This window comes from Acinetobacter sp. V115_6, from assembly GCF_031799025.1.
GTDB classification, from domain to species: domain Bacteria; phylum Pseudomonadota; class Gammaproteobacteria; order Pseudomonadales; family Moraxellaceae; genus Acinetobacter; species Acinetobacter pittii.
In genome coordinates, this window is record NZ_JAVQNO010000020.1 from 55,942 (window position 1) to 76,067 (window position 20,126).

General features: G+C 36.7%; 21 protein-coding genes and 1 pseudogene. 11 read left to right on the top strand and 11 right to left on the bottom strand.

From position 1 onward, the window contains the following. The first annotated feature begins 666 nt into the window (after positions 1 to 666). The 3 genes from RMA94_RS07905 to RMA94_RS07915 all read left to right on the top strand — a co-directional run bounded on the left by RMA94_RS07905 (position 667) and on the right by RMA94_RS07915 (position 2,515). Complete coding sequence (locus tag RMA94_RS07905; protein WP_311082452.1) at positions 667 to 1,248, top strand: TetR/AcrR family transcriptional regulator; 582 nt, start codon at positions 667 to 669, stop codon at positions 1,246 to 1,248. 122 nt (positions 1,249 to 1,370) lie between these two features. Beyond that, complete coding sequence (locus tag RMA94_RS07910) at positions 1,371 to 1,898, top strand: hypothetical protein (protein WP_311082453.1); 528 nt, start codon at positions 1,371 to 1,373, stop codon at positions 1,896 to 1,898. Positions 1,899 to 1,975: 77 nt separating this feature from the next. Next, positions 1,976 to 2,515 (top strand): hypothetical protein, encoded by a 540-nt coding sequence (locus tag RMA94_RS07915; protein ID WP_311082455.1) that lies wholly within the window; start codon positions 1,976 to 1,978, stop codon positions 2,513 to 2,515. On the opposite strand, the gene RMA94_RS07920 is transcribed toward RMA94_RS07915, so the two are convergent. From RMA94_RS07920 to RMA94_RS07930, 3 genes are read right to left on the bottom strand one after another with little or no spacing between them, the layout of a single operon-like run. After that, the gene (locus tag RMA94_RS07920) at positions 2,498 to 3,298 is read right to left on the bottom strand and encodes a tetratricopeptide repeat protein (protein ID WP_311082457.1); all 801 of its coding nucleotides are present in this window, start codon (positions 3,296 to 3,298) and stop codon (positions 2,498 to 2,500) included. The genes RMA94_RS07915 and RMA94_RS07920 overlap by 18 nt on opposite strands. 19 nt (positions 3,299 to 3,317) lie before the next feature. Next, a complete protein-coding gene (locus RMA94_RS07925) occupies positions 3,318 to 4,091 on the bottom strand; it encodes a hypothetical protein (RefSeq protein ID WP_311082459.1) in 774 nt (257 codons plus the stop codon). Positions 4,092 to 4,113: 22 nt separating this feature from the next. Continuing rightward, positions 4,114 to 4,800: a type IV secretion protein Rhs gene (locus RMA94_RS07930; RefSeq protein WP_311082462.1), complete on the bottom strand. Its 687-nt coding sequence runs from the start codon at positions 4,798 to 4,800 to the stop codon at positions 4,114 to 4,116. 95 nt (positions 4,801 to 4,895) lie between these two features. On the opposite strand from RMA94_RS07930, the gene RMA94_RS07935 reads away from it, so the two are divergent. Continuing rightward, complete coding sequence (locus RMA94_RS07935; RefSeq protein WP_311082463.1) at positions 4,896 to 5,597, top strand: hypothetical protein; 702 nt, start codon at positions 4,896 to 4,898, stop codon at positions 5,595 to 5,597. A 108-nt stretch (positions 5,598 to 5,705) separates the two neighbouring features. On the opposite strand, the gene RMA94_RS07940 is transcribed toward RMA94_RS07935, so the two are convergent. Beyond that, positions 5,706 to 6,038 (bottom strand): darcynin family protein, encoded by a 333-nt coding sequence (locus RMA94_RS07940; RefSeq protein ID WP_311082464.1) that lies wholly within the window; start codon positions 6,036 to 6,038, stop codon positions 5,706 to 5,708. Positions 6,039 to 6,159: 121 nt separating this feature from the next. Here RMA94_RS07940 and RMA94_RS07945 point away from each other — a divergent pair, with 121 nt between their 5' ends. From RMA94_RS07945 to RMA94_RS07955, 3 genes and pseudogenes are all read left to right on the top strand, one after another. Beyond that, positions 6,160 to 6,759, top strand: coding sequence for a TetR/AcrR family transcriptional regulator (locus RMA94_RS07945; RefSeq protein WP_311082465.1), 600 nt, complete (start codon positions 6,160 to 6,162; stop codon positions 6,757 to 6,759). A gap of 71 nt (positions 6,760 to 6,830) precedes the next feature. Then, on the top strand, positions 6,831 to 7,115 hold the full coding sequence (locus RMA94_RS07950; RefSeq protein ID WP_311082466.1) for a hypothetical protein: 285 nt from the start codon (positions 6,831 to 6,833) through the stop codon (positions 7,113 to 7,115). A gap of 11 nt (positions 7,116 to 7,126) precedes the next feature. After that, positions 7,127 to 7,702: pseudogene (locus RMA94_RS07955) on the top strand (hypothetical protein). Between the two features lie 6 nt (positions 7,703 to 7,708). Here the strand turns inward: RMA94_RS07955 and RMA94_RS07960 are convergent. Beyond that, positions 7,709 to 8,572: a LysR family transcriptional regulator gene (locus RMA94_RS07960; protein ID WP_311082467.1), complete on the bottom strand. Its 864-nt coding sequence runs from the start codon at positions 8,570 to 8,572 to the stop codon at positions 7,709 to 7,711. 224 nt (positions 8,573 to 8,796) lie between these two features. Between RMA94_RS07960 and RMA94_RS07965 the strand changes: the two genes are divergently transcribed. Further along, the gene (locus tag RMA94_RS07965) at positions 8,797 to 9,690 is read left to right on the top strand and encodes a PhzF family isomerase (protein WP_311082469.1); all 894 of its coding nucleotides are present in this window, start codon (positions 8,797 to 8,799) and stop codon (positions 9,688 to 9,690) included. A gap of 182 nt (positions 9,691 to 9,872) precedes the next feature. On the opposite strand, the gene RMA94_RS07970 is transcribed toward RMA94_RS07965, so the two are convergent. From RMA94_RS07970 to RMA94_RS07985, 4 genes are all read right to left on the bottom strand, one after another. After that, positions 9,873 to 10,652, bottom strand: a complete 780-nt coding sequence (locus RMA94_RS07970; RefSeq protein WP_057085754.1) for a tetratricopeptide repeat protein — start codon at positions 10,650 to 10,652, stop codon at positions 9,873 to 9,875. Positions 10,653 to 10,778: 126 nt separating this feature from the next. Further along, positions 10,779 to 12,062: a ribonucleotide-diphosphate reductase subunit beta gene (locus tag RMA94_RS07975; RefSeq protein WP_005803276.1), complete on the bottom strand. Its 1,284-nt coding sequence runs from the start codon at positions 12,060 to 12,062 to the stop codon at positions 10,779 to 10,781. A 138-nt stretch (positions 12,063 to 12,200) separates the two neighbouring features. Continuing rightward, positions 12,201 to 12,335, bottom strand: a complete 135-nt coding sequence (locus tag RMA94_RS07980; protein WP_002120013.1) for a hypothetical protein — start codon at positions 12,333 to 12,335, stop codon at positions 12,201 to 12,203. Positions 12,336 to 12,391: 56 nt separating this feature from the next. Further along, complete coding sequence (locus RMA94_RS07985) at positions 12,392 to 15,226, bottom strand: ribonucleoside-diphosphate reductase subunit alpha (protein WP_005071099.1); 2,835 nt, start codon at positions 15,224 to 15,226, stop codon at positions 12,392 to 12,394. Positions 15,227 to 15,579: 353 nt separating this feature from the next. Here RMA94_RS07985 and RMA94_RS07990 point away from each other — a divergent pair, with 353 nt between their 5' ends. Genes RMA94_RS07990 through bfmS form a run of 3 tightly spaced genes read left to right on the top strand, consistent with a single transcriptional unit; the run spans position 15,580 to position 18,157 of the window. After that, positions 15,580 to 15,762, top strand: a complete 183-nt coding sequence (locus tag RMA94_RS07990; protein WP_031944149.1) for a hypothetical protein — start codon at positions 15,580 to 15,582, stop codon at positions 15,760 to 15,762. Next, positions 15,759 to 16,475, top strand: coding sequence for a response regulator transcription factor BfmR (gene bfmR, locus RMA94_RS07995; protein WP_000076440.1), 717 nt, complete (start codon positions 15,759 to 15,761; stop codon positions 16,473 to 16,475). Before RMA94_RS07990 ends, bfmR begins: the two co-directional genes overlap by 4 nt. Positions 16,476 to 16,507: 32 nt before the next feature. Beyond that, positions 16,508 to 18,157 (top strand): sensor histidine kinase BfmS, encoded by a 1,650-nt coding sequence (gene bfmS, locus RMA94_RS08000; protein WP_032006728.1) that lies wholly within the window; start codon positions 16,508 to 16,510, stop codon positions 18,155 to 18,157. A gap of 21 nt (positions 18,158 to 18,178) precedes the next feature. Here bfmS and RMA94_RS08005 read toward each other — a convergent pair whose 3' ends face one another. Continuing rightward, complete coding sequence (locus tag RMA94_RS08005) at positions 18,179 to 18,532, bottom strand: hypothetical protein (protein ID WP_002120022.1); 354 nt, start codon at positions 18,530 to 18,532, stop codon at positions 18,179 to 18,181. 92 nt (positions 18,533 to 18,624) lie between these two features. Beyond that, positions 18,625 to 20,043, bottom strand: coding sequence for a sensor domain-containing diguanylate cyclase (locus tag RMA94_RS08010; RefSeq protein WP_044424824.1), 1,419 nt, complete (start codon positions 20,041 to 20,043; stop codon positions 18,625 to 18,627). Positions 20,044 to 20,126: the final 83 nt, after the last annotated feature.

The window sequence follows — 20,126 nt, forward strand, 5'->3', positions numbered from 1 at the left end:
GTTTCAAATTAAAAGTTAAAAGATAGAAATGAGTAAGCATGGATCGCTTCACTTAATTTAAAAATACAATTAAATATAATATATAAAATAATAATTAAGTTAATCTAATGAAAAACAATAAGAAATTTAAATACTTGTCATAAAAGCTACATTGACACCTCTAAACTCTCAGATTATGCTTTGCGTGCTGGCCTACATTGCCAGTTGGCTTTGACAGGCCAGAACCTAAGACATTGAAAAAATTTGTTTTTTTAATGTAGACTCGTTCGTCCCCCTTTTTGTTGCGGTAGGACGGAAGGGGGACACCCTCGGGTGTGCTGATTCTTAGGTTCAGTCTGTCAACCCTCTTTCGTTCTACCACCATTATTTGACAGTAATGCGGTAGGACTTCTTTTACCTAAGGAGTCGCTCATGCGCAACATTTCTATTTTATTGGCAACCATTGCCAAGCCTTTTATTCCAATATCGTTTAGCTCATCTTTAAAACTGTTTAATTGAAAATACGTTTTAAAGCTTTAGCTCGTCACGACTAAAAACTTATATCAACAATAAAACTTGAGATGTGCCAAGCACCGTCTTGCGGCTTTGCTGTGCCTTTTTTTCTCCCAAAAGGGCACAGGCTTTTTATCTCATTTAGAAACAACAAGAATTTATAACGGTAAAACTATGCCAACTTTAGAAATATCTTCCAAAAAATTACAGGTGGTTCAAACTGCCATCCAACTCTTTACCACGCATGGGTTCCATAATGCAGGGGTAGACCTGATTATCAAAGAAGCCAAAATACCGAAAGCCACGTTTTACAACTACTTCAACTCCAAAGAACGCCTAATTGAAATGTGCATCGCCTTTCAAAAAAGCCTACTCAAAGAAGAAGTGCTCTCCATTATTTACTCAAGCCGTTACTACACCCAAAAAGATAAACTTAAAGAAATTATTGTCTTACATACCAATTTAAACAGTCTGTACCATTTGCTGCTTAAAGCAGTTTTTGAAATAAAACTACTGTACCCGCAGGCCTACCGTATGGCAGTTGAATACCGAAAATGGTTACATCGGGAACTTTTTGACCTGATTTTTAGCTGTGAAACCCGTGCTTTTAAATTCGATGCAGATATGGTTTTAAACCTTATAGATGGTTTGCTGCTACAGGTTTTAAGCTCTAACAGTTTGGATGAAAGAAATGTGGTGTTGGAGAGGTTTTGGGGGAGGGAAAATAATAAAATAGTATACGGTGACTATACTTAAGGTTATTCAATAAAATTTTATTTTTATGCTAATATTTACCCGCTAAGGGTTTATAAAATATGTTTATATATTATTTTATATATTAATTTGAGGGTCATTATTTAGGTTGGGATATATCAATAATGAAATTATTTATAAAAATTATTTTATCCTTACTAGCTGTTTTTCTTATTTTATTAGTTGTAACTTCATCTTTTAACCTACAATCAAAAGTTTTTAAATTATTTCATCCTGACTGGATTGAGATAAAAGATTATGAAATTTTAGATTATAACGTTTATTGTAAAAGAAAGTATTGGCGACGAGGAATGGATAGAAGTGCTCGTGGAGATATAAGGTATCAATATACATATCAAAATAAAGTTTATAAATCAGAAGAAAAAGATTTTTTGGTTGTATATAGATTGTTTATTTCTGAGAATTGTGATGAGATGAAAGACCAAAATGTATCTATATTTAATGAGATAAAGAAAAAGAATGAAATAAAAGTTTTTATTTCACCAGACACAAAAAAATCGAAAATATTAATAACAAAAAAAGGTTTATCATTTAGAAACTCTTGGATGATAAACCTTGTTTTAGAAATTCAGTTAATATTTTTGGTCTTAATTGGATTAATTGTATATTTGATGGTGACTTCTAAAAAATAATAGAGGACTAATTTGTATGTTAATAGTATATAATTATCTGTCATTTGCTAAAAATTAATCTATTATAGTTTTGAGTCATGAATAAATTTTTCTATATTGGCCTCTATCTTGTGCTATTTTTACTTGTTGTAATATTTTTTTGCACAAGCATTCCTGCTGCTAAATTAAAAATCTTTAATGTAACTCATCCAAATTGGATACAGCTAGAAAAATTTCAGATCTTAAATTATAAAATTAAGTGCTCAAGTCCTTGGGGACGAGGCGGGGACAAAATGGCAAATCTAGCAGTTTCATATCAATATAATTATGGAAATAAAAGCTATCTTCAACAAGACGAAATTTTTTATAGAATATATAAAACATATATTTTTGAACGTTGCGATTTTTTTAAAGAAAAAAATAAAGAGATTTTTAATAAGGCTATAAAAGACCAGACAATAAAATTATTAATAAATAAGAATTCCCCTAATACATCTAAGTTATTTCTTTCAAATAAAGAATTTAACTATAGATTATCTTGGTTAAGTATTTTCTTCTCAGAAATACAAGGAATTCTATTAACCTTACTTGCGATTGTTACTCTTTATAGTATTTATATGTTATTTAACCGAAGATAACCTTTCTAATGCTTGATCAGCTTCAGGGATATGGTTTTTTGAGGCTTCCATATACCAAAATTTAGCCTTTTCCAAATCAGGGAAAATATTTTCATACATATAAGCTAAATTATATTGTGCTTGAGGAAAGCCTTGCTGAGCTGCTTTAGTAAAATACTCTAAAGCTCTCTTATTATCTTGGGTAACCCCTTCACCATCTGCATACATATTACCTAAATTATAGGATGCTTGAGGAAGGTTTTGCTGCGCTGCTTTTGAGAAAAGTTCTAAAGCTTTCTTATTATTTTGTGGAACACCATCTCCATTGGCGTAAGCATTACCTAAATTATATTGAGCCTTAGCGTAGCCTTGTTCAGTTGATAATTCATAAAGCTCTAGGGCTTTTTTTCTATCTTTTTGAATATAGAGACCTTTATCATACATGAGTCCAAGGTTATATTGGGCTGCTGCTAATTTTTGGTTAGCTGCACTATCAAAATATTTAAAAGCTTTTTGATAATCTTGAGTTGTTCCTAGACCTTCGAAATACATTCCCCCCAGATCATTTTGTGCCTCAGCTAATCCTTGATCAGATGCTTTTTGAAATAATTCTAAAGCTTTTTGATAATTCTGCTTAACATCTTTACCTAAAAAATATTTTTGACCTTCTTCATATAATCTCAGAGCTTCTGAAGGTTTTTCTTGTACAAGATTTTGTGACGAGGGTTGCTTGGCACATCCAGATAGTAAAAAACTATTAGATAAAATTAAACACCCAGCAATAATCAATAATTTCGATTTCATCTTTAGTCCCGATTAATAATTAATCAGCTCCCATTATGTGCCATTCTAACATAGGATCTTTTTCAAGCTGTCTTTGTCTTTCTGCTTCAGCAGTTGCTTTTTCTTGTGCTTCCATTAAGTCTGCTGCATCTGCTAACCCATTAACAATAGTGACTGCCGCTTGAGATTCACCAAGTTTTTGTCCAACTTTTGATCCGCCTATTACTTTACCAGCGGCATCCCCAGCCTTGTTTCCTAAAAAAAATAGTGTTCCAAAACATGACCCACCAACAAGCACTGCCTTTTGTGGAGAACCTTTTGCTAATTTGGGACATATTCTACCAGCTAGCGCTAATCCTCGATTTTCCCCATAAGTTGAACCAGCCATTGTTGCTGCTTTCACAACTAATCCTTTAGAATCACGTTCTCTGGTTAATATTCCAATTTCTGCAATATCACCACCTTTTCCTAGCCTTCCACCCATTTTATCAAATTTGTTTGCCACTTCTCCTACATTGGATACACCTATGTAACGATTTCCTCTAAATACCTGATTTCCTGTATTCTCGGGCTTGTGATAATACATACTTGCACTAGTAGCCTTTTTAATACGTTCTAAACTAAAAGGAGGAGTATTTTTTGAGTGTAGAAGTCCCCAGGAAAAGTTATTTTTCTCGATCAGTTTAGTTGAGTTAGTTAACACGCCAATATACGTTGAAGTATCTTGTGCTGTACTAGCAGCTTCTTTTTGGCTTGGCGAGAATAAATAAATAGGTCTACCATTTTGATTTACTTTTTGATTTCCATCACTCATCAGTCAATTCTCCTAATTACGCTTATTCCGAATAATTACTTCTTAAATAATCGCCCTTTTCTTCTGTTTCAGGCAATAATTCTATTTCTTTTAATATTTTAGGACTAATTAAAATAATTTCTCGAACAAAATTATTTTCAATACGCATCATAGGTTTATATGTTTGGTCTATAAAGTTTTTAATAGATAAAATAGGAAAGTCATCATTAGGGCTACTAAATTTCGCTTCTCCATTTTGGTCAGTTCGACAAGATGTTATTAATTTATTGTTGTCATTAGTGATTTGGAACTCTAAATTACTTATTGGATTCCCTAAGAAATCTAAGAATTTTATATATGTTTCATCATTCTTAGTTCCACCTAGTTTGTCGATATAATAATGCCAGTCATCGCCTCCGATCAGAACTTTAATCTTTTCTTTTTCATTAGATTTGATGCGTCCAGTCCTACCATACTGGTCAAGGAAACCAGTTTTTACTTGCCCATTTGAATGTAAAACAGAATATTCAATATTAGATATATCAGGGAATAAATTATAAACATCTAATTTATTACTGAAAGGAAGCTGAATATTAGGAATTTCAGGTAAAGAATAGTTAGCTTTTTCACCGCCTTTAAAAAGGTGTTGTCCAGCTTTCGGCTCAAATTTTCCTGGTGTAATCAGGGTAATACCATCTTTATTAATAATAATTTGAGAACCACCAGCCATCAATAACCTCAATTTTTATAAAAAATATTCAGAACTTTGCATAGATATAGCCTAAAATAAATGTATATCAAATGTCTCGTTATTTTACGTAAAATATGACTTTCATCTTAGCTATTCAATTAAACGATAGCATTATTGTTGCAGTTGACAATAAAAGAGTAACTGTAAATGAAACCTTAGATGTGGAGCTTTCTACTACACATTACTCGAAGTTATACGCTTGGGAGCAAGGTATTATTACTGGTACTGGCGAATCAAGAGTGGTTCAGCAATCAGTTGATATATTTAAAAATATAGCAAAATCTAAATTAATAACTTTACCTGAATGTCTAGATATTTCTAAGAGAATCCGTTCTTTAGAGTTAGGTCAAAACCTTGATCAAGTTCATAATGGAAAACTACTTTGCACTAGTTATAGTCAATCTGGTGCGCAATTATATAAAATTGAAAGATTTGATAAAACATCTCAGCATACGCTGAAAAAAGTTTCTCCTATGGAGATTATTATTTGGTTGTTTCATCCAAATGTAGAATTGATTGCGGATAACTTGAATAGCCTATATTTTGACCTTAAAGATTATTCTTATTTTTCAAATCAAGTTGATTGGATCAATTATTATATCAATAGGCTTAAACCAATTTATCAAAAACAAAGTGAAGTCGATCCATTTATGAGTCAAAGCTTTGATGTCTTTTTCCAAACAAAAGATGAGCATTTCTTTGGGCATATCCCTAATACACAAAATATTCCTTTAAGTTTCCAACAAGTTTTTAAAAAGAATAGCTATATTAAATAGAGATAAAAAATTCGAAATAAATCTAGATTTTACGATGGCTATTACCTTAGGCATAGCCATAAAATTACTGGCTTGTGCATCACTGATTTGATAAAAAGTTATACCCGTTTACAGGAAACTTTCTTCATACTCCACATACCCATCTTCAATTGCAGGAATAATCTCTACAAACTCAAAGTAGGGAACTGTACAAAATTCAGAGTCTCGAATCGCATCAATCACAAAATAATAATCTTGTAGAGATGTGGTCTCAAACACAGCAATATCACTGGCTTTAGTGCTAAACGCTTCAACGTCATACCACCGAACTTTTACAGTTGGGTACTTCGCAAAAATAGGTTCAAGCTTCTGTGTACTAAACTCAGCCCGCTTTTCACGAGCTAAAGCCAACCAAGCAGGCAAAGCTCTTAAATGAATAAAAAAAGTATAGGTTCTGGACATAACCACTCCATGACTGGGCCGAGTTTTAGTTCAATTGAAAAGACTGCATTTACTTGTCAGATCAACATGACTCAGTCAGTATATGAGTGATTACTCACATTAAATACTCGCATTTCGGCCCATGTCAGAAACCCTCCCAGACCCACGTAAACGCCCACGTCAAGCACGGTCAGTGGCTACATTTGAAGCTATTTTAGAGGCGGCTGCTCGCATTTTGGAGTCTTTAGGCTTTGCTGGATTTAACACAAATGCCGTGGCTGAACTTGCTGGCGTAAGCATTGGAAGCCTATATCAGTACTTTCCATCTAAAGATGCTTTAATCGTTGAATTAATTCGACGTGAGCGGGCTGAGCTTTCAAATCGTATTGTTGAAGCCATAGAGCAAAATGACGCTACAGACCTAAAAGAAAAATTAAAACTCATCATACACGCTGCTGTGCAACATCAATTGAGCCGTCCGCAGTTGGCACGAACACTAGAGTTTGCTTCTGAAATCATTGGAAAAGACATTGAGGAAAGTGAACTTCAACACGAACTTGAAAACATAATTTCTGATCTGTTTATACGCTCAGGTATTTCACATGCACAGTTAGCTGCACAAGATGTAATTGCTTTAAGCAAAGGAATGATTAACGCGGCAGGCATAGCAGGGGGAAGTGATTTAAACCATTTACAGCAGCGAGTTGAAAAGGCTGTATTTGGGTATTTAGAGTTATATTAAAGATTATTGATTTTGCTATAAAATAGCTTTTTTTATTTTATTAAATAATTATATTTTTTATTGGGGAATTTATGAAAGATGAAATTATGAGTAAAGCAGAGGTAAGCGCATTTACCTCAATTTTCTTAGGTTTGGCGGGTTACTCTATTTTTATGTTTTATCTACTTGCTAAACGAAGCAAAGGAATAAACTATTTTGATGATTTATCTTCTTTAAATGATAATGTTTTATATTTGATTTGTTTTCTTATTTTTATAGTAAGCAAGTTTTTTAAGGAAAATAAGAATATAGCTAAGTTTATACCATTTTTAACAGGGATTCTTTTATCTGTGATGTTCTTTATTGTTGTTTTATAGTGGGGATAGGTGTGATTTATAAACTTAAAATATGGATATCAGCTGAGGTGATTGATCCATTTTTTTAATTATATTCGTATATTTATAAAAATTTTGTTCTTGTCCTTTCCTTAAGTTTCTGTGTGATTGTACTGCTTTGTGCTCTTAACCCAAGTATAGTTTTTACTCCTAAAAAAGAGGATTTTATTGTTTATGAACCTGAATTTAATATTAAACATGGGCGAATGACATCACTGATAATAAAAAGGAGAAATAAAAAAATTTTTATTAATTGTGCATATTTTAAAAATGAGAATGGTTCATTTTGTGAATTATATAGACCTAGAAAATTGCTTAAAGTAGAAGGAAGTTTTTTTCCTTATCCTTCAATATTTCTTGATGGTAATAAAATTGTAGCTAGTAGTGTTCGCTTTGAAGATGAAAAAGGTAGTGTAATTAATTTTTCAACAAGTGAAGAAAAAATTGCTTCTTGGTGGAATTGGGTTATGTTCCCCACCTTATTGATGAGATATTTAATTTTAATCTGGCTAGTGGTGGTCGTTTTAATATTACTTTTAAAAGCTTTTAAATATCAGAATAAAAGCTAATTCTTATCACAACAGATATTCTTGTAGTTCTTTTTCAATTGTTTCGCTAATCAACGTTGAATAGTCACTATCCTTCGTATCTAAATGACGCATTAGCCACACATCTTGTTTTAAAGTTTGCTTAGGTAGTATGGGTGCTAAACCAGAAGCCTGTGCAACAAAACAAGGCAGAGCTGTAATTCCTTGTCCTTCAATGACTGCTCGTAGTTGCGAGTGCATGTTATCAAAAGACAAAGCAGGGGCTGCATCTTGGGTGAGTTCACACATCCATTGTGCTAAGAACGTATATTGAAGGCTTCTGTCCCAACCGATTATACGATGATTCAGTAAATCATCAGCCGTTTCAGCATGCTCTGTGAAACTGGCAAAATAATCTTTACTACAATAAAGACCATATTCTAGTTGGCCAAGGCGTCGAATAATGTAACGCCCGCTTTCTGGGCGAACAAGTCGAAGAATAATGTCAGCTTCCCGTCGGGAAAAATCAACAGGAACGGCACTCGTTGAGATTTCTAATTGTAAATCTGGATGCTTCAATTGCAACGCTGTTAGCTTTGATTGAAGCAACTGCTGCCCAATTAACTCAGGTAAAGCAATGCGGAACAATGATTGTTGACCTTGATCATTGTAACGTTCCATCGCTATTAAATGCTCTTCAGCTTTTTCAGCCAAAGCAAAAAAATGTTTTCCAACGTGGGTGAGTGTATAGCCATCATTGTCTCGGGAAAAAAGAACCGCATTGAGGCTTTTCTCCAGTTGAACGGCTCTGCGATGTACGGTAGAAACACTAATACCAAGCAATTTTGCACTGCGGCTCAACCCGCCAGTTCGCCCAATAGCTAACAAAATTTTAGTATCGTCCCAGTTCATACCTTTCCATATTTAGAAAATGTGTTTGCAATAAAAACTATAGTATCCCCGATGTTTAGATTTATACAATTCAAACAATCACTACAAGGCCTCAAAACTCATTATATGAGGCGACTATAAACCTTTTAGAGCTGCGACATGCATTGCTTCAATTAAATAAGATTTTCTGGTTATGGCAGGAGCTATTTCTGAGATCAAAATATTAACAACAGAGGAGTTCTGCCATGACAACCATTTATGTGGTTGATGCATTTACCACCCAACCAAATACAGGAAATCGAGCAGGGGTTGTTTTAGATGCTGACCATCTTTCAACTCAAGAGATGCAAGATATTGCTGCATTCGCAGGGTATTCAGAAACTGCCTTTGTTTTGTCACCTAAAGATCAAAGCCATGACATACATGTTCGATATTTTACGCCAACAAATGAAGTCCCGATCTGTGGACATGCGACGATCGCTACTCATTTTTTACGTGCAACTACAGGCCACCAATCAGACTACCCATTAATCGCAAAAACGGGGGCAGGACATTTACCCGTTTCAATATTTGGAAGCCCAGAAGCGTTATTGCTGAAAATGACTCAAGGTCGCGTAGAGTTTTTACCACCTTTTAATGCGAGTCAACGGAGTGAACTTGCAAGCGCACTGGGTGTGAGTGAAAGTGATTTTGCGGATTTACCAATACAAGTTGTCACAACGGGGCATTCCAAGGTAATGGTGCCCATGCTGAGCAGAAGTACGCTTGATGGATTAACTCCGAATAATGAAAAATTGAAAGCTATGAGTACTGCAATAGGTTGTAATGGTTTTTTCCCCTTTGTGTTGGAAGGGAGTAGGCAAGAACCTATTACTTATGGTCGAATGTTTGCGCCTGCGATCGGTATTAATGAAGATCCTGTAACTGGTAATGCAAATGGTCCAGCGGGAGCGTACCTTGTTCACTATGATTTAATTGATTGTGATCAGAAAGTTAGCTATTGGGGCTATCAAGGTCTCGTAATGCAAAGACCTGGGCGAGTTTTAGTGACAGTTGAGAAAACAGATTCAATATTACATGTCAGTATTGCAGGACAAGCGGTTTTAGTTGGCTCAGTTTTGTACTCGGGTAAAGATTGATTATATTTAAGAAATTATGACTTCTTGCGTGTTCTAGAGAACTTCTTCTCTTTACAGCAGCGAGTTGAAAGGGTTGTGTTTGGGTATTTAGATTTGTATTAAAGATCACCGTTTTATGAGTATATAGATATAAAAAGGGTTGCTCTTGGCACCCTTTTTCTCTAACTAAAATACATTGTAGTTTACTGAAACTGTTCTAAAGCCTCTTTCGCGGGTTCATAGCCATTATCGGCAGCTTTTTTGAACCAAAATTTTGCTTTTTCATAATCTGAGAAAACATTAGCATACATATAGGCTAGATTGTTCTGAGCTTCAGGTATACCTTTCTCAGCTAGTTGTGTATATAGCTTCAAAGCTTTTTCATTATCTTGTTTAACTAAGCTACCATCTGAATAAATATTTGCTAAATTATATTGAGCTTCAGAAAGATTTTGTCTTGCAGCTTTTTCATATAATTCTAAAGCTAAATTAATATCTTTTTGTACACCATCTCCTGAAAGATAAGCATTTGCTAAATTATATTGAGCTTTAGCATAACCTTGATTAGCAGATAATTTATAGAATTCTAAGGCTTTAGATCTATTCTTACTTACATAATAGCCATTATCATACATAAGCCCCATATTGTATTGAGCTTCTGGAAAATTATTTTTAGCAGCTTTCTCATACCAATAGTAAGCTTTTTCTTTATTTTTCGACGTACCAATTCCTTTGGAATACATTCCTGCTAAATCATTTTGTGCAATAGGTAAGCCTTTTTCAGCCGCCATTTGGAAATAAGAAAAAGCTTTTTGATAATCTTTTGGAACATCTTTTCCTAAGAAGTATTTACCACCTTGTTCATATAATTGGCTTGATTCACTTTGGTTATTATTCTGTGGTGAAAGTGGTTTTGAGCAGCCTGCAATATTTAAGGTACACAAACTTATGACGCTAAAAATTATTAAATACTTTATATGCATAATGTATCTCTTATAAGCTAATCTGATTCAATTAATATTAATAATTATCTTAAATAAGTATAAAAAATCCGACATATAGTCGGATTTTTTATAGCCTCAAATTACCTTGAGGAAGAACGCTTAAACTTACCAGCTTAACGCACCACCAGTTTGGTAGTCAGTTACGCGCGTTTCAAAGAAGTTCTTCTCTTTACGTAAGTCCATCATCTCAGACATCCACGCAAATGGGTTGGTTACACCAGCAAATTGCTCTGGTAAACCTAACTGAGATAAACGGCGGTTACAGATGAATTTCAAATATTCTTCCATCATGCTTGCGTTCATACCCAATACACCGCGTGGCATCGTGTCACGTGCATATTCGATTTCAAGCATCGTACCTTCAACAATCATTTGAACCACTTCTTGTTGGAACTCAGCAGTCCAAAGGTGAGGGTTCTCAATCTTGATTTGGTTAATCATGTCGATACCAAAGTTCAAGTGCATAGATTCATCACGTAAGATGTATTGGAATTGCTCAGCAACACCGTTCATCTTGTTACGACGACCCATACTCAAAATTTGAGTAAAGCCACAGTAGAAGAAGATCCCTTCAAGTACACAGTAGAATGCGATCAAGTTACGAAGTAAGCGTTGGTCGTTTTCAGGTGTACCTGTGTGGAAATTAGGATCAGTTAAAGATTGAGTATATTTCAAGCCCCAAGCTGCTTTACGTGCAACAGATGGAACTTCGCGGTACATGTTGAAGACTTCGCCTTCGTCCATACCTAAAGATTCGATACAGTATTGGTAAGCGTGAGTGTGAATTGCTTCTTCAAACGCTTGACGCAAGATGTACTGACGGCATTCAGGGTTAGTAATATGACGGTAAATCGCCAATACTAAGTTGTTTGCAACCAAAGAGTCTGCGGTCGAGAAGAAACCTAAAGAACGCATAACAATAGTACGCTCATCTTCGGTCAAGCCATTTTCAGACTTCCAAAGCGCGATGTCATGGTTCATGTTAACTTCTTGAGGCATCCAGTGGTTTGCACACCCGTCAAGATATTTCTGCCAAGCCCATTCATATTTAAATGGAACAAGTTGGTTCAAGTCCGCACGACAGTTAATCATGGCTTTGTCGTCAACTTGAACACGTTGAGCACCCATTTCTAGCTCTTCAAGGCCAGGGGCAACGTCTAAGTGTTCTAAGGCTTGAGCGGCTCTAGCCACTGTATCGGAGGCAACTGTTGGTCGCACGGAATGGGTTCCAGCGGATTGTGGAGCTGCCACGCTCGGCGATGATGGCTGCGCAGTAGATACATTCTGCGAATCTGACGCTTTTTCCGATTGGACGGGCGCAGACTTGTGTTCAGGTGTAGTCGGTTTTTGCGAATCATCTTCAAAATCGTCCCAACTAAGGATAGACATTTTTGTTCTCTCTTCGTTGTATATATCTATATTTGACATCTCTTAAACGAAGATGTCCCTACTATACGCTTTTAATGTGTAAACAAAATTAAGTTTTATTGATGCATGACCAAATTTTGGGCCTTTGGTCTCTACTCCCTACAACTTATTTTGTTTACGCTGTTGCTTACGTATTGTGATAAATGCGTAAACCATCGGCATATAAAAGAAAATAAAGGCAAAGATTAAAACTCCAACACCAAGCATATAGTTATGGCTGAGATGAGAAAGCATAATCTTTACCTCTTTTAAGATTGCTCTTTAGTGAAAAAGAGCAATCTTATTAAATGTTATTGGCAAGCTTCACAATCAGGGTTATCGATTGAACAAGCCATTGGTACTGGAGCTGCTTGAGTAAAGCCTTCTTCCTCAACTGCTGCTTCTGGTTTCTTCGCTTCTACAACAGGGGCAGCAACCGCCGCGGCTTCAACAGTTGCAGGTTTAACTGCGTTTAAAGCACCTGTGTTGATTGTAGATTTTTCAGCAGAAGTTGCACCTAAAGCTCGGAGGTAATAAGTCGTCTTAAGACCACGTAACCATGCCATCTTATAAGTGATGTCAAGTTTCTTACCATTTGCACCAGAGATGTAAAGGTTAAGCGACTGAGCTTGATCAATCCATTTTTGACGGCGTGATGCAGCATCAACGATCCAACGTGTATCTACTTCAAACGCAGTAGCAAAGATTGCTTTTAATTCTTCAGGAATACGAGCAATTTTTTGTACTGAACCTTCAAAGTGTTTAAGGTCGTTAACCATTACTGTGTCCCAAAGACCACGTTCTTTTAATGCACGAACAAGGTATGGGTTAATAACAGTGAACTCACCAGACAAGTTAGATTTCACATATAAGTTTTGGAATGTTGGCTCAATAGATTGAGAAACACCACAAATGTTAGAGATGGTTGCAGTTGGAGCAATCGCCATCACGTTTGAGTTACGCATACCGTCTTTTTGAACTTTGGCACGTAAAGTGTCCCAGTCTAAACGTTGAGTACGGTCAACTTCGAACATGCGCTCTGGACGAGACTTCGCAACAATTTCTAAAGAGTCGATTGGAAGGATACCTTGATCCCACAATGAACCTTTGAATGTTGAGTAAGCACCACGTTCAACAGCCAAGTTGCTTGAAGTTTCAATCGCGTAGTAGCTAATTACTTCCATTGATTCATCAGCAAAATCAACAGCAGCGTCTGAACCGTAAGCAATACCCATTTCATATAGAGCATCTTGGAAGCCCATGATACCCATACCCACAGGGCGGTGTTTCAAGTTCGAGTTTTTGGCTTGTGGTACAGCGTAGTAGTTAATGTCGATCACGTTATCGAGCATACGTACAGCTGTTTTAATTGTGCGAGCTAATTTCTCACGGTCTAACACACCACCTTGAACGTGTTGTACAAGGTTGATCGAACCTAAGTTACATACTGCAATTTCGTCTTGATTTGTGTTCAAGGTAATTTCAGTACATAGGTTAGATGAGTGAACTACACCAACGTGTTGTTGTGGTGAACGTAAGTTACATACATCTTTGAATGTGATCCATGGGTGACCAGTTTCAAACAACATAGAAAGCATTTTGCGCCATAAGTCTTTAGCACGTACTTTCTTGTGTAGCATGTTGGTTTCTTTCGCTACAGACTCATAGTAAGCATAACGCTCAGCAAATTCAGCACCAGTTAAGTCGTGTAAGTCTGGAGTTTCAGAAGGGGTAAATAATGTCCATTCACCATCTTCAAATACACGTTGCATAAACAAGTCTGGAACCCAGTTCGCAGTGTTCATGTCGTGAGTACGGCGACGGTCATCACCCGTATTTTTACGAAGCTCTAAGAACTCTTCGATGTCTAAGTGCCAAGTTTCTAGGTATGCACACACAGCACCTTTACGCTTACCACCTTGGTTTACTGCAACAGCTGTATCGTTCGCAACTTTCAAGAATGGAACAACACCCTGAGACTTACCGTTAGTACCTTTAATATAAGAGTTCAAGGCACGTACAGGTGTCCAGTCATTACCTAAACCGCCAGCCCATTTAGACAGCATCGCGTTGTCACGCATTGCGCCATAAATGTCATAAAGGTCATCGCCAATTGTTGTTAAGTAACAACTTGAAAGCTGTGGACGTAATGTACCTGAGTTAAACAGGGTAGGCGTAGAAGCCATGTAGTCGAAGCTAGACAATAAGTTATAGAACTCAATTGCACGCTCTTCTTTATCTTGCTCATTGAGTGCAAGACCCATCGACACACGCATGAAGAATAATTGTGGTAATTCGAAGCGAACGCCGTTTGAGTGAATGAAGTAACGGTCAAATAAAGTCTGTAAGCCTAAATAGGTAAACTGATTAGAACGTTCTGGCTGAATTGCTGCTGATAATTTTTCTAAGTCGAAGTCAAGCAAGTCAGGTGAAAGCAAATCAAGCTCAACACCTTTTTTCAAGAATGCTTCAAGTGCATTGTTTTCAGGTGTGTCTGTTGATAAGCCTAAGAACGTTAAACCAGTGCTCACTAATTCGTTACAAAGCAAACGTGCAGTCACGTAAGTGTAGTTTGGTTCTTGTTCAATACGGGTACGTGTTGCCATCATCATTGTTGTGGCAATATCACTTTCTTTTACGCCGTTATATAAGTTTTTAACGGTTTCATCGACAATGGCTTGAACGTCAATACCTTCCAAACCTTCAGCTGCCTTAGAAACAGTTGCTTGCAATGCACTTAAATCAAGTGGCTGAAGCTGACCGTTTGTGTCGGTAACTTGTAAAGTAGGGTGGTGGTTTGAGTTCGTTTGCTGACGAGCGCTAGCACGTTGTTCACGGTAAATCACATAAGCGCGGGCAACCTTTTGTTCCCCAGTACGCATTAAAGCAAGTTCTACTTGATCTTGAATTTCTTCAATATGGATCGTACCGCCCGATGGTAAACGGCGAGTAAAAGTATTTAAGACCATTTCCGTCAACTGGGTAATACGGTCATGAATACGGCTAGAATCCGAACTCTGTTGACCTTCCACAGCAAGAAAAGCTTTACCAATCGCAACTGAAATTTTCTCTGCATCAAATGCAGCAACATCTCCAGTGCGCTTAATCACCTGAATTTGACCGGGAGTCGAAGTAATTACGCTCATGCCAGCATAGCTCCATTGTCACTTTTGTTATGTTCATAGACCGTTTGAACCGAGCAAAAAACATGCCACGATATTTGAGGGATAAACACAAGACTTAGTAGTTAAAGTTTATTTTCAACACAAGATACGGGATTTTTCATAGCAGATCAATCTTGACTTTTTAGTAATTTTTTATCTGTATGATTTGATGGGAGATAGCATAGCAAAGCTGTTAAAAAACACTTATAGATAACTTTGTGGATAACTCAAAAAACAAACACTTAAATAAATTTAAACTAAACAGAGAAATAATTTGTTTAATATTCATACATTGGAAATATGAATAGAATATGAAATTTAATAACAATAAATAAATCTTAAAAACACGTGAAAATTCAAAGGCTAATAAAATGCAACAAAATACGATGGTCATGTATCAGTTTGGTGAACGCCTACTTGTTTACAATGTAAACGTGTGTATATTGCAAATGATAAACGAATGTATCTGCAAGATTTTTAAGATGCATGAAACGAGATTTATAGGGGCAATGATATGAGCCAAGAAGAAAAGTTACCAAAGATTCTGATCGTTGAAGATGACGAGCGCTTAGCGCGATTAACTCAAGAATATTTAATTCGCAACGGTTTAGAAGTTGGTGTAGAAACTGATGGTAACCGTGCAATTCGTCGTATTATTAGTGAACAACCAGATCTAGTAGTTTTGGATGTCATGTTGCCGGGTGCCGATGGCTTAACAGTTTGCCGTGAAGTTCGTCCACATTACCATCAACCGATTCTGATGTTGACTGCACGTACAGAAGACATGGATCAGGTACTTGGTTTGGAAATGGGCGCAGATGACTATGTTGCTAAACCGGTTCAACCACGTGTTCTTTTAGCGCGTATCCGTGCACTATTACGTCGCACAGATAAAACTGTAGAAGATGAAGTTGCTCAACGTATCGAGTTCGATGACCTTGTAATTGATAATGGCGGTCGTTCTGTAACGCTAAATGGTGAACTTGTTGACTTCACTAGCGCAGAATATGACCTATTATGGTTGCTTGCATCAAATGCTGGTCGTATCTTATCGCGTGAAGATATCTTCGAACGTTTACGTGGTATCGAATACGATGGTCAGGACCGTTCAATCGACGTCCGTATTTCACGTATTCGTCCAAAAATTGGTGATGATCCTGAAAATCCAAAGCGTATTAAAACAGTACGTAGTAAAGGTTACTTGTTCGTTAAAGAAACCAATGGGTTATAAGATCTGAATAAACTTCCTATAAGGTTGGTCGAGTGTTTAAACACAGTATATTCCTGCGAATATATGCGGGACTGGTAATTCTTGTTGTTTTGGTGGCTGTCTTTGGTTATTTGCTTGTACAAATTATCAATTATCAACGGGCACAAGAATACCGAGAATCTTTAACTGATGGTATCTCTTATGTCATTAGTGAGGGAGTCGCTCGACAACCGGGGAAACAACAGAAAATAGACTGGGTTTCAGATGCGTCAGATTTATTGGAACTTCCAATTTATTATACTGATGCAAGTAAGGTTGAGTTATCTCGTACCGAGAAAAAACGAATCGAAGCTCAAAAATCTGTTGTCCGTTACGATGCCAGTAATAGTATTGCGTATATCATTATTGGCTTACGTGATGATCCTCAGCACTTTTTATCTATAAAAGTCGACAAAATTACTGAGCGCCAAATGAAGGCTCTCCCTATTTTTGTACTGGATTATCTAATGTTTTATCCGGGGCAAGAACAAGAATATCTTGCCAAGATTCAAAAGCATTTCTCTTACCCAATTAATATCTACAATATTCAAGACGTTAATCTGGACTCTGAACAAATTGGTCGGTTACGCCAAGACCAAAGCGTCATGTTGTACAAAGACAGTGCAACAGTCCGCGGTACAACCATTTCAATCGTCTCTCCAATTCCGAATCAGCCTACACGGGTTCTCGTGCTTGGACCAGTTCCGATGTTTAACTGGATGCCTTTGCAGCTTTCAGCAGGGATTACCTTATTTAGCTTATTTTTGCTGAGTCTAGGTGTCTATGGGTTGATCTTGCCACTTGAGCGTAAGATTCGCCAAGTACGTTATGCATTAAACCGTATGAAGTCTGGTGATTTGTCATTGCGTGTTCCTATTGAAGGAAGTGACGAAATGGCAAACTTGGCATCAAGTTATAACAACATGTCTGATCATATTCAGCGTTTAATCGAGGCTCAGCGTGAGTTAATGAGAGCGGTATCTCATGAGCTTAGAACACCTGTTGCCCGTATTCGCTTTGGTACAGAGATGTTGGCGGAAGAAGATGACTATAATCATCGTATGCATCAGGTCGACATGATTGATAAAGATATTGAGGCACTCAATACTTTAATTGATGAGATCATGACTTATGCAAAACTAGAGCAGGGTACACCTTCACTAGATTTTGATGAAATTACTTTATTTGATGTGTTAGATCAGGTTGCGGTCGAAACCGAAGCCTTAAAAACGCAAAAAGAAATTGAACTTGTTGCTCCTCCACTTTATGTAAAAGTAGATGCTGAGCGTCGTTACTTACATCGCGTTGTTCAAAACTTGGTGGGTAATGCGGTTCGTTATTGTGATAATAAAGTTCGGATTACCGGTGGTATCCACAGCGATGGCATGGCCTTTGTTTGTGTTGAAGATGATGGCGCAGGTATTCCTGAACAAGACCGTAAAAGAGTATTTGAAGCTTTTGCCCGTCTAGACGATAGCCGTACGCGTGCGTCGGGCGGTTATGGTTTAGGATTGTCTATCGTAAGCCGTATTGCCTATTGGTTTGGCGGTGAAATTAAAGTGGATGAAAGCCCAACCTTGGGTGGCGCTCGTTTTATCATGACATGGCCAGCAAAACGCTTTAAACAGCCTCCTTTAAAAGCCAATAAAAAAGCACCTTCATAAGGTGCTTTTTTATTGATCTATTTATAGTTGAGTCGCATCTGGTTCCAAAATAGGTTTTCCGCTTCTTAAGCTGGTTAACGCATCGGAATTAAAATCGATCAGTAACGAATTGTTTTTTGCATCAATCTGGTATTTTTGAATAAGAGGTTGATCTCCATTAAGTGTTTCTATTTTATATTCATCTGCAATATGCAAAATACCTTCTAGGTTTGTTGTGGTTGACGCAAAATCCTGTCTAAATATTTCATAGACATCCCGCAAGTCAAAAATTGCATTGTTGGCATCTGGATGTTTGTGAATATAGCTTTCTATATGTCGCACCAGTAATTGTGCAAACAAGTAGTAGTTTGGTTTATGCGTATATTCTAGAGTCATGCATTTTTCTCCTTATTATCTGCTATTAGCATACATGGCAAAACACAGGTTATTGTATAAAATTCATTACACTAGATGATGAAATGAAAAAGTTATAAAGATATAAATACTCGATTACGTCCTTGGCGTTTTGCTTGATATAAAGCGTCATCTGCTTCTTTAAATAAACTTTCAATAGCTCGATGGGAAGATGGGGAATATAAGCTTATGCCAATACTCACCTGTATAAAAATTGGTAATTTTCCATAAATATAAATCGGTTGCTGACTAATTTTAATTCGAATTTGTTCAGCCAGTTCAAATGCACTTTCCTTGGTGGTATCTGCAATAAAAATGGCAAACTCTTCACCTCCAAAGCGACCTAATAAATCATGAGGATGTAAAATATTTTGAATCGTAGTGACACAAGTTTGTAGCGCTCGATCACCGATTTGATGACCATAGTTGTCGTTAACTTGCTTAAAGTGGTCGACATCAAGCATGAAAAAAGCTGAGGTCTTATTTTCTTTTTGTACTTTTTCTTGAAGTAATCTGACCGACTGTAAAAACTGGCGTCGAGTCAGACTTGAAGTTAGTTCATCATGTGCAATGGCATGTTGAAGTTTTTGGATTAACTCTGAATGCAAAACACTAATACTAGAAACCGTAAGTGGGGCAATCGTCATCATAATTAACCCAATTCGGATTGAGATCGTATTGCTGAAATATTCGTTTGGATAGAGCAAAAGGTAATGTCCAGAGACATGATAAATAATATAAGCACTGGTAAAGCTAGTAATGAGTGCAACAACAATAGGTTTGTAGCGAATAGCACACCAGATCAGTGCAGCAATCGGGTAGAGCAGCGAACCCGGGCCAGAGTCATAATAGCTAGCAGCAATCGAAATAAGCACAGCGCCAAAAGGTAAAAGGTCGGTTGGTTGTAGGCCACGATTTCTTGAAAAGTAATGCTTAACCTGACTATATTGAGGAATGTTCAATATGATAGGTAAAAGAAGCAAGGCATTTTGCAGTTCTGAAGTGAACCAGTAACCAAACTCATCCAACAAGCCACCAATCATAAATTTGGTATTAAACATAGGCACGAAAGTTGCTGCAAACAATGCACCTACTACGCTACCTATTCCGCATAATCCAAATAAAAAAAGGTAGGAATAACCGCGATAGGCCGCCTTAATATGTTGATTAAAAAACATATAGAGCGCAAATGTAGTAACAACATAAAGAAAGTTTGATGTTGTTAAAACAAGTGTGAGAGCAAATGGAGTGCCCTGAAATAAGTCAGCAATCACATATCCTATATAGGCACCTAAAAATGCGCTTGGTCGGCGTGTGATTGGAAAACGAATAAGCAATCCGAGCAAAACCGAATTGGCAGGCCAAAAGAATGCAAGAAAACTTAAAGGGCGAGATGCAATGCCAATGAAACAACATGTCGCAATAATGAAGCTAAATAGGAGAAAAAATTTTAAAAAGGAGAGAAATGAAAATTCACGAAGTGAGTATGGCATCAGCTGCCCTTAATGATAAATACTCTTATCCAAGAGTAATAAAATATTATGCATGATTAAACATTCATCATAATTCAGAGGAG

What these genes read in the sequence shown, in the direction of transcription:
- RMA94_RS07905 (WP_311082452.1), top strand. Translation starts at nt 667, where the DNA reads ATGCCAACTTTAGAAATATCTTCCAAAAAATTACAGGTGGTTCAAACT.
- RMA94_RS07910 (WP_311082453.1), top strand. Translation starts at nt 1,371, where the DNA reads ATGAAATTATTTATAAAAATTATTTTATCCTTACTAGCTGTTTTTCTT.
- RMA94_RS07915 (WP_311082455.1), top strand. Translation starts at nt 1,976, where the DNA reads ATGAATAAATTTTTCTATATTGGCCTCTATCTTGTGCTATTTTTACTT.
- RMA94_RS07920 (WP_311082457.1), bottom strand. Translation starts at nt 3,298, where the DNA reads ATGAAATCGAAATTATTGATTATTGCTGGGTGTTTAATTTTATCTAAT.
- RMA94_RS07925 (WP_311082459.1), bottom strand. Translation starts at nt 4,091, where the DNA reads ATGAGTGATGGAAATCAAAAAGTAAATCAAAATGGTAGACCTATTTAT.
- RMA94_RS07930 (WP_311082462.1), bottom strand. Translation starts at nt 4,800, where the DNA reads ATGGCTGGTGGTTCTCAAATTATTATTAATAAAGATGGTATTACCCTG.
- RMA94_RS07935 (WP_311082463.1), top strand. Translation starts at nt 4,896, where the DNA reads ATGACTTTCATCTTAGCTATTCAATTAAACGATAGCATTATTGTTGCA.
- RMA94_RS07940 (WP_311082464.1), bottom strand. Translation starts at nt 6,038, where the DNA reads ATGTCCAGAACCTATACTTTTTTTATTCATTTAAGAGCTTTGCCTGCT.
- RMA94_RS07945 (WP_311082465.1), top strand. Translation starts at nt 6,160, where the DNA reads ATGTCAGAAACCCTCCCAGACCCACGTAAACGCCCACGTCAAGCACGG.
- RMA94_RS07950 (WP_311082466.1), top strand. Translation starts at nt 6,831, where the DNA reads ATGAAAGATGAAATTATGAGTAAAGCAGAGGTAAGCGCATTTACCTCA.
- RMA94_RS07960 (WP_311082467.1), bottom strand. Translation starts at nt 8,572, where the DNA reads ATGAACTGGGACGATACTAAAATTTTGTTAGCTATTGGGCGAACTGGC.
- RMA94_RS07965 (WP_311082469.1), top strand. Translation starts at nt 8,797, where the DNA reads ATGACAACCATTTATGTGGTTGATGCATTTACCACCCAACCAAATACA.
- RMA94_RS07970 (WP_057085754.1), bottom strand. Translation starts at nt 10,652, where the DNA reads ATGCATATAAAGTATTTAATAATTTTTAGCGTCATAAGTTTGTGTACC.
- RMA94_RS07975 (WP_005803276.1), bottom strand. Translation starts at nt 12,062, where the DNA reads ATGTCTATCCTTAGTTGGGACGATTTTGAAGATGATTCGCAAAAACCG.
- RMA94_RS07980 (WP_002120013.1), bottom strand. Translation starts at nt 12,335, where the DNA reads ATGCTTTCTCATCTCAGCCATAACTATATGCTTGGTGTTGGAGTTTTA.
- RMA94_RS07985 (WP_005071099.1), bottom strand. Translation starts at nt 15,226, where the DNA reads ATGAGCGTAATTACTTCGACTCCCGGTCAAATTCAGGTGATTAAGCGC.
- bfmR (WP_000076440.1), top strand. Translation starts at nt 15,759, where the DNA reads ATGAGCCAAGAAGAAAAGTTACCAAAGATTCTGATCGTTGAAGATGAC.
- RMA94_RS08005 (WP_002120022.1), bottom strand. Translation starts at nt 18,532, where the DNA reads ATGACTCTAGAATATACGCATAAACCAAACTACTACTTGTTTGCACAA.
- RMA94_RS08010 (WP_044424824.1), bottom strand. Translation starts at nt 20,043, where the DNA reads ATGCCATACTCACTTCGTGAATTTTCATTTCTCTCCTTTTTAAAATTT.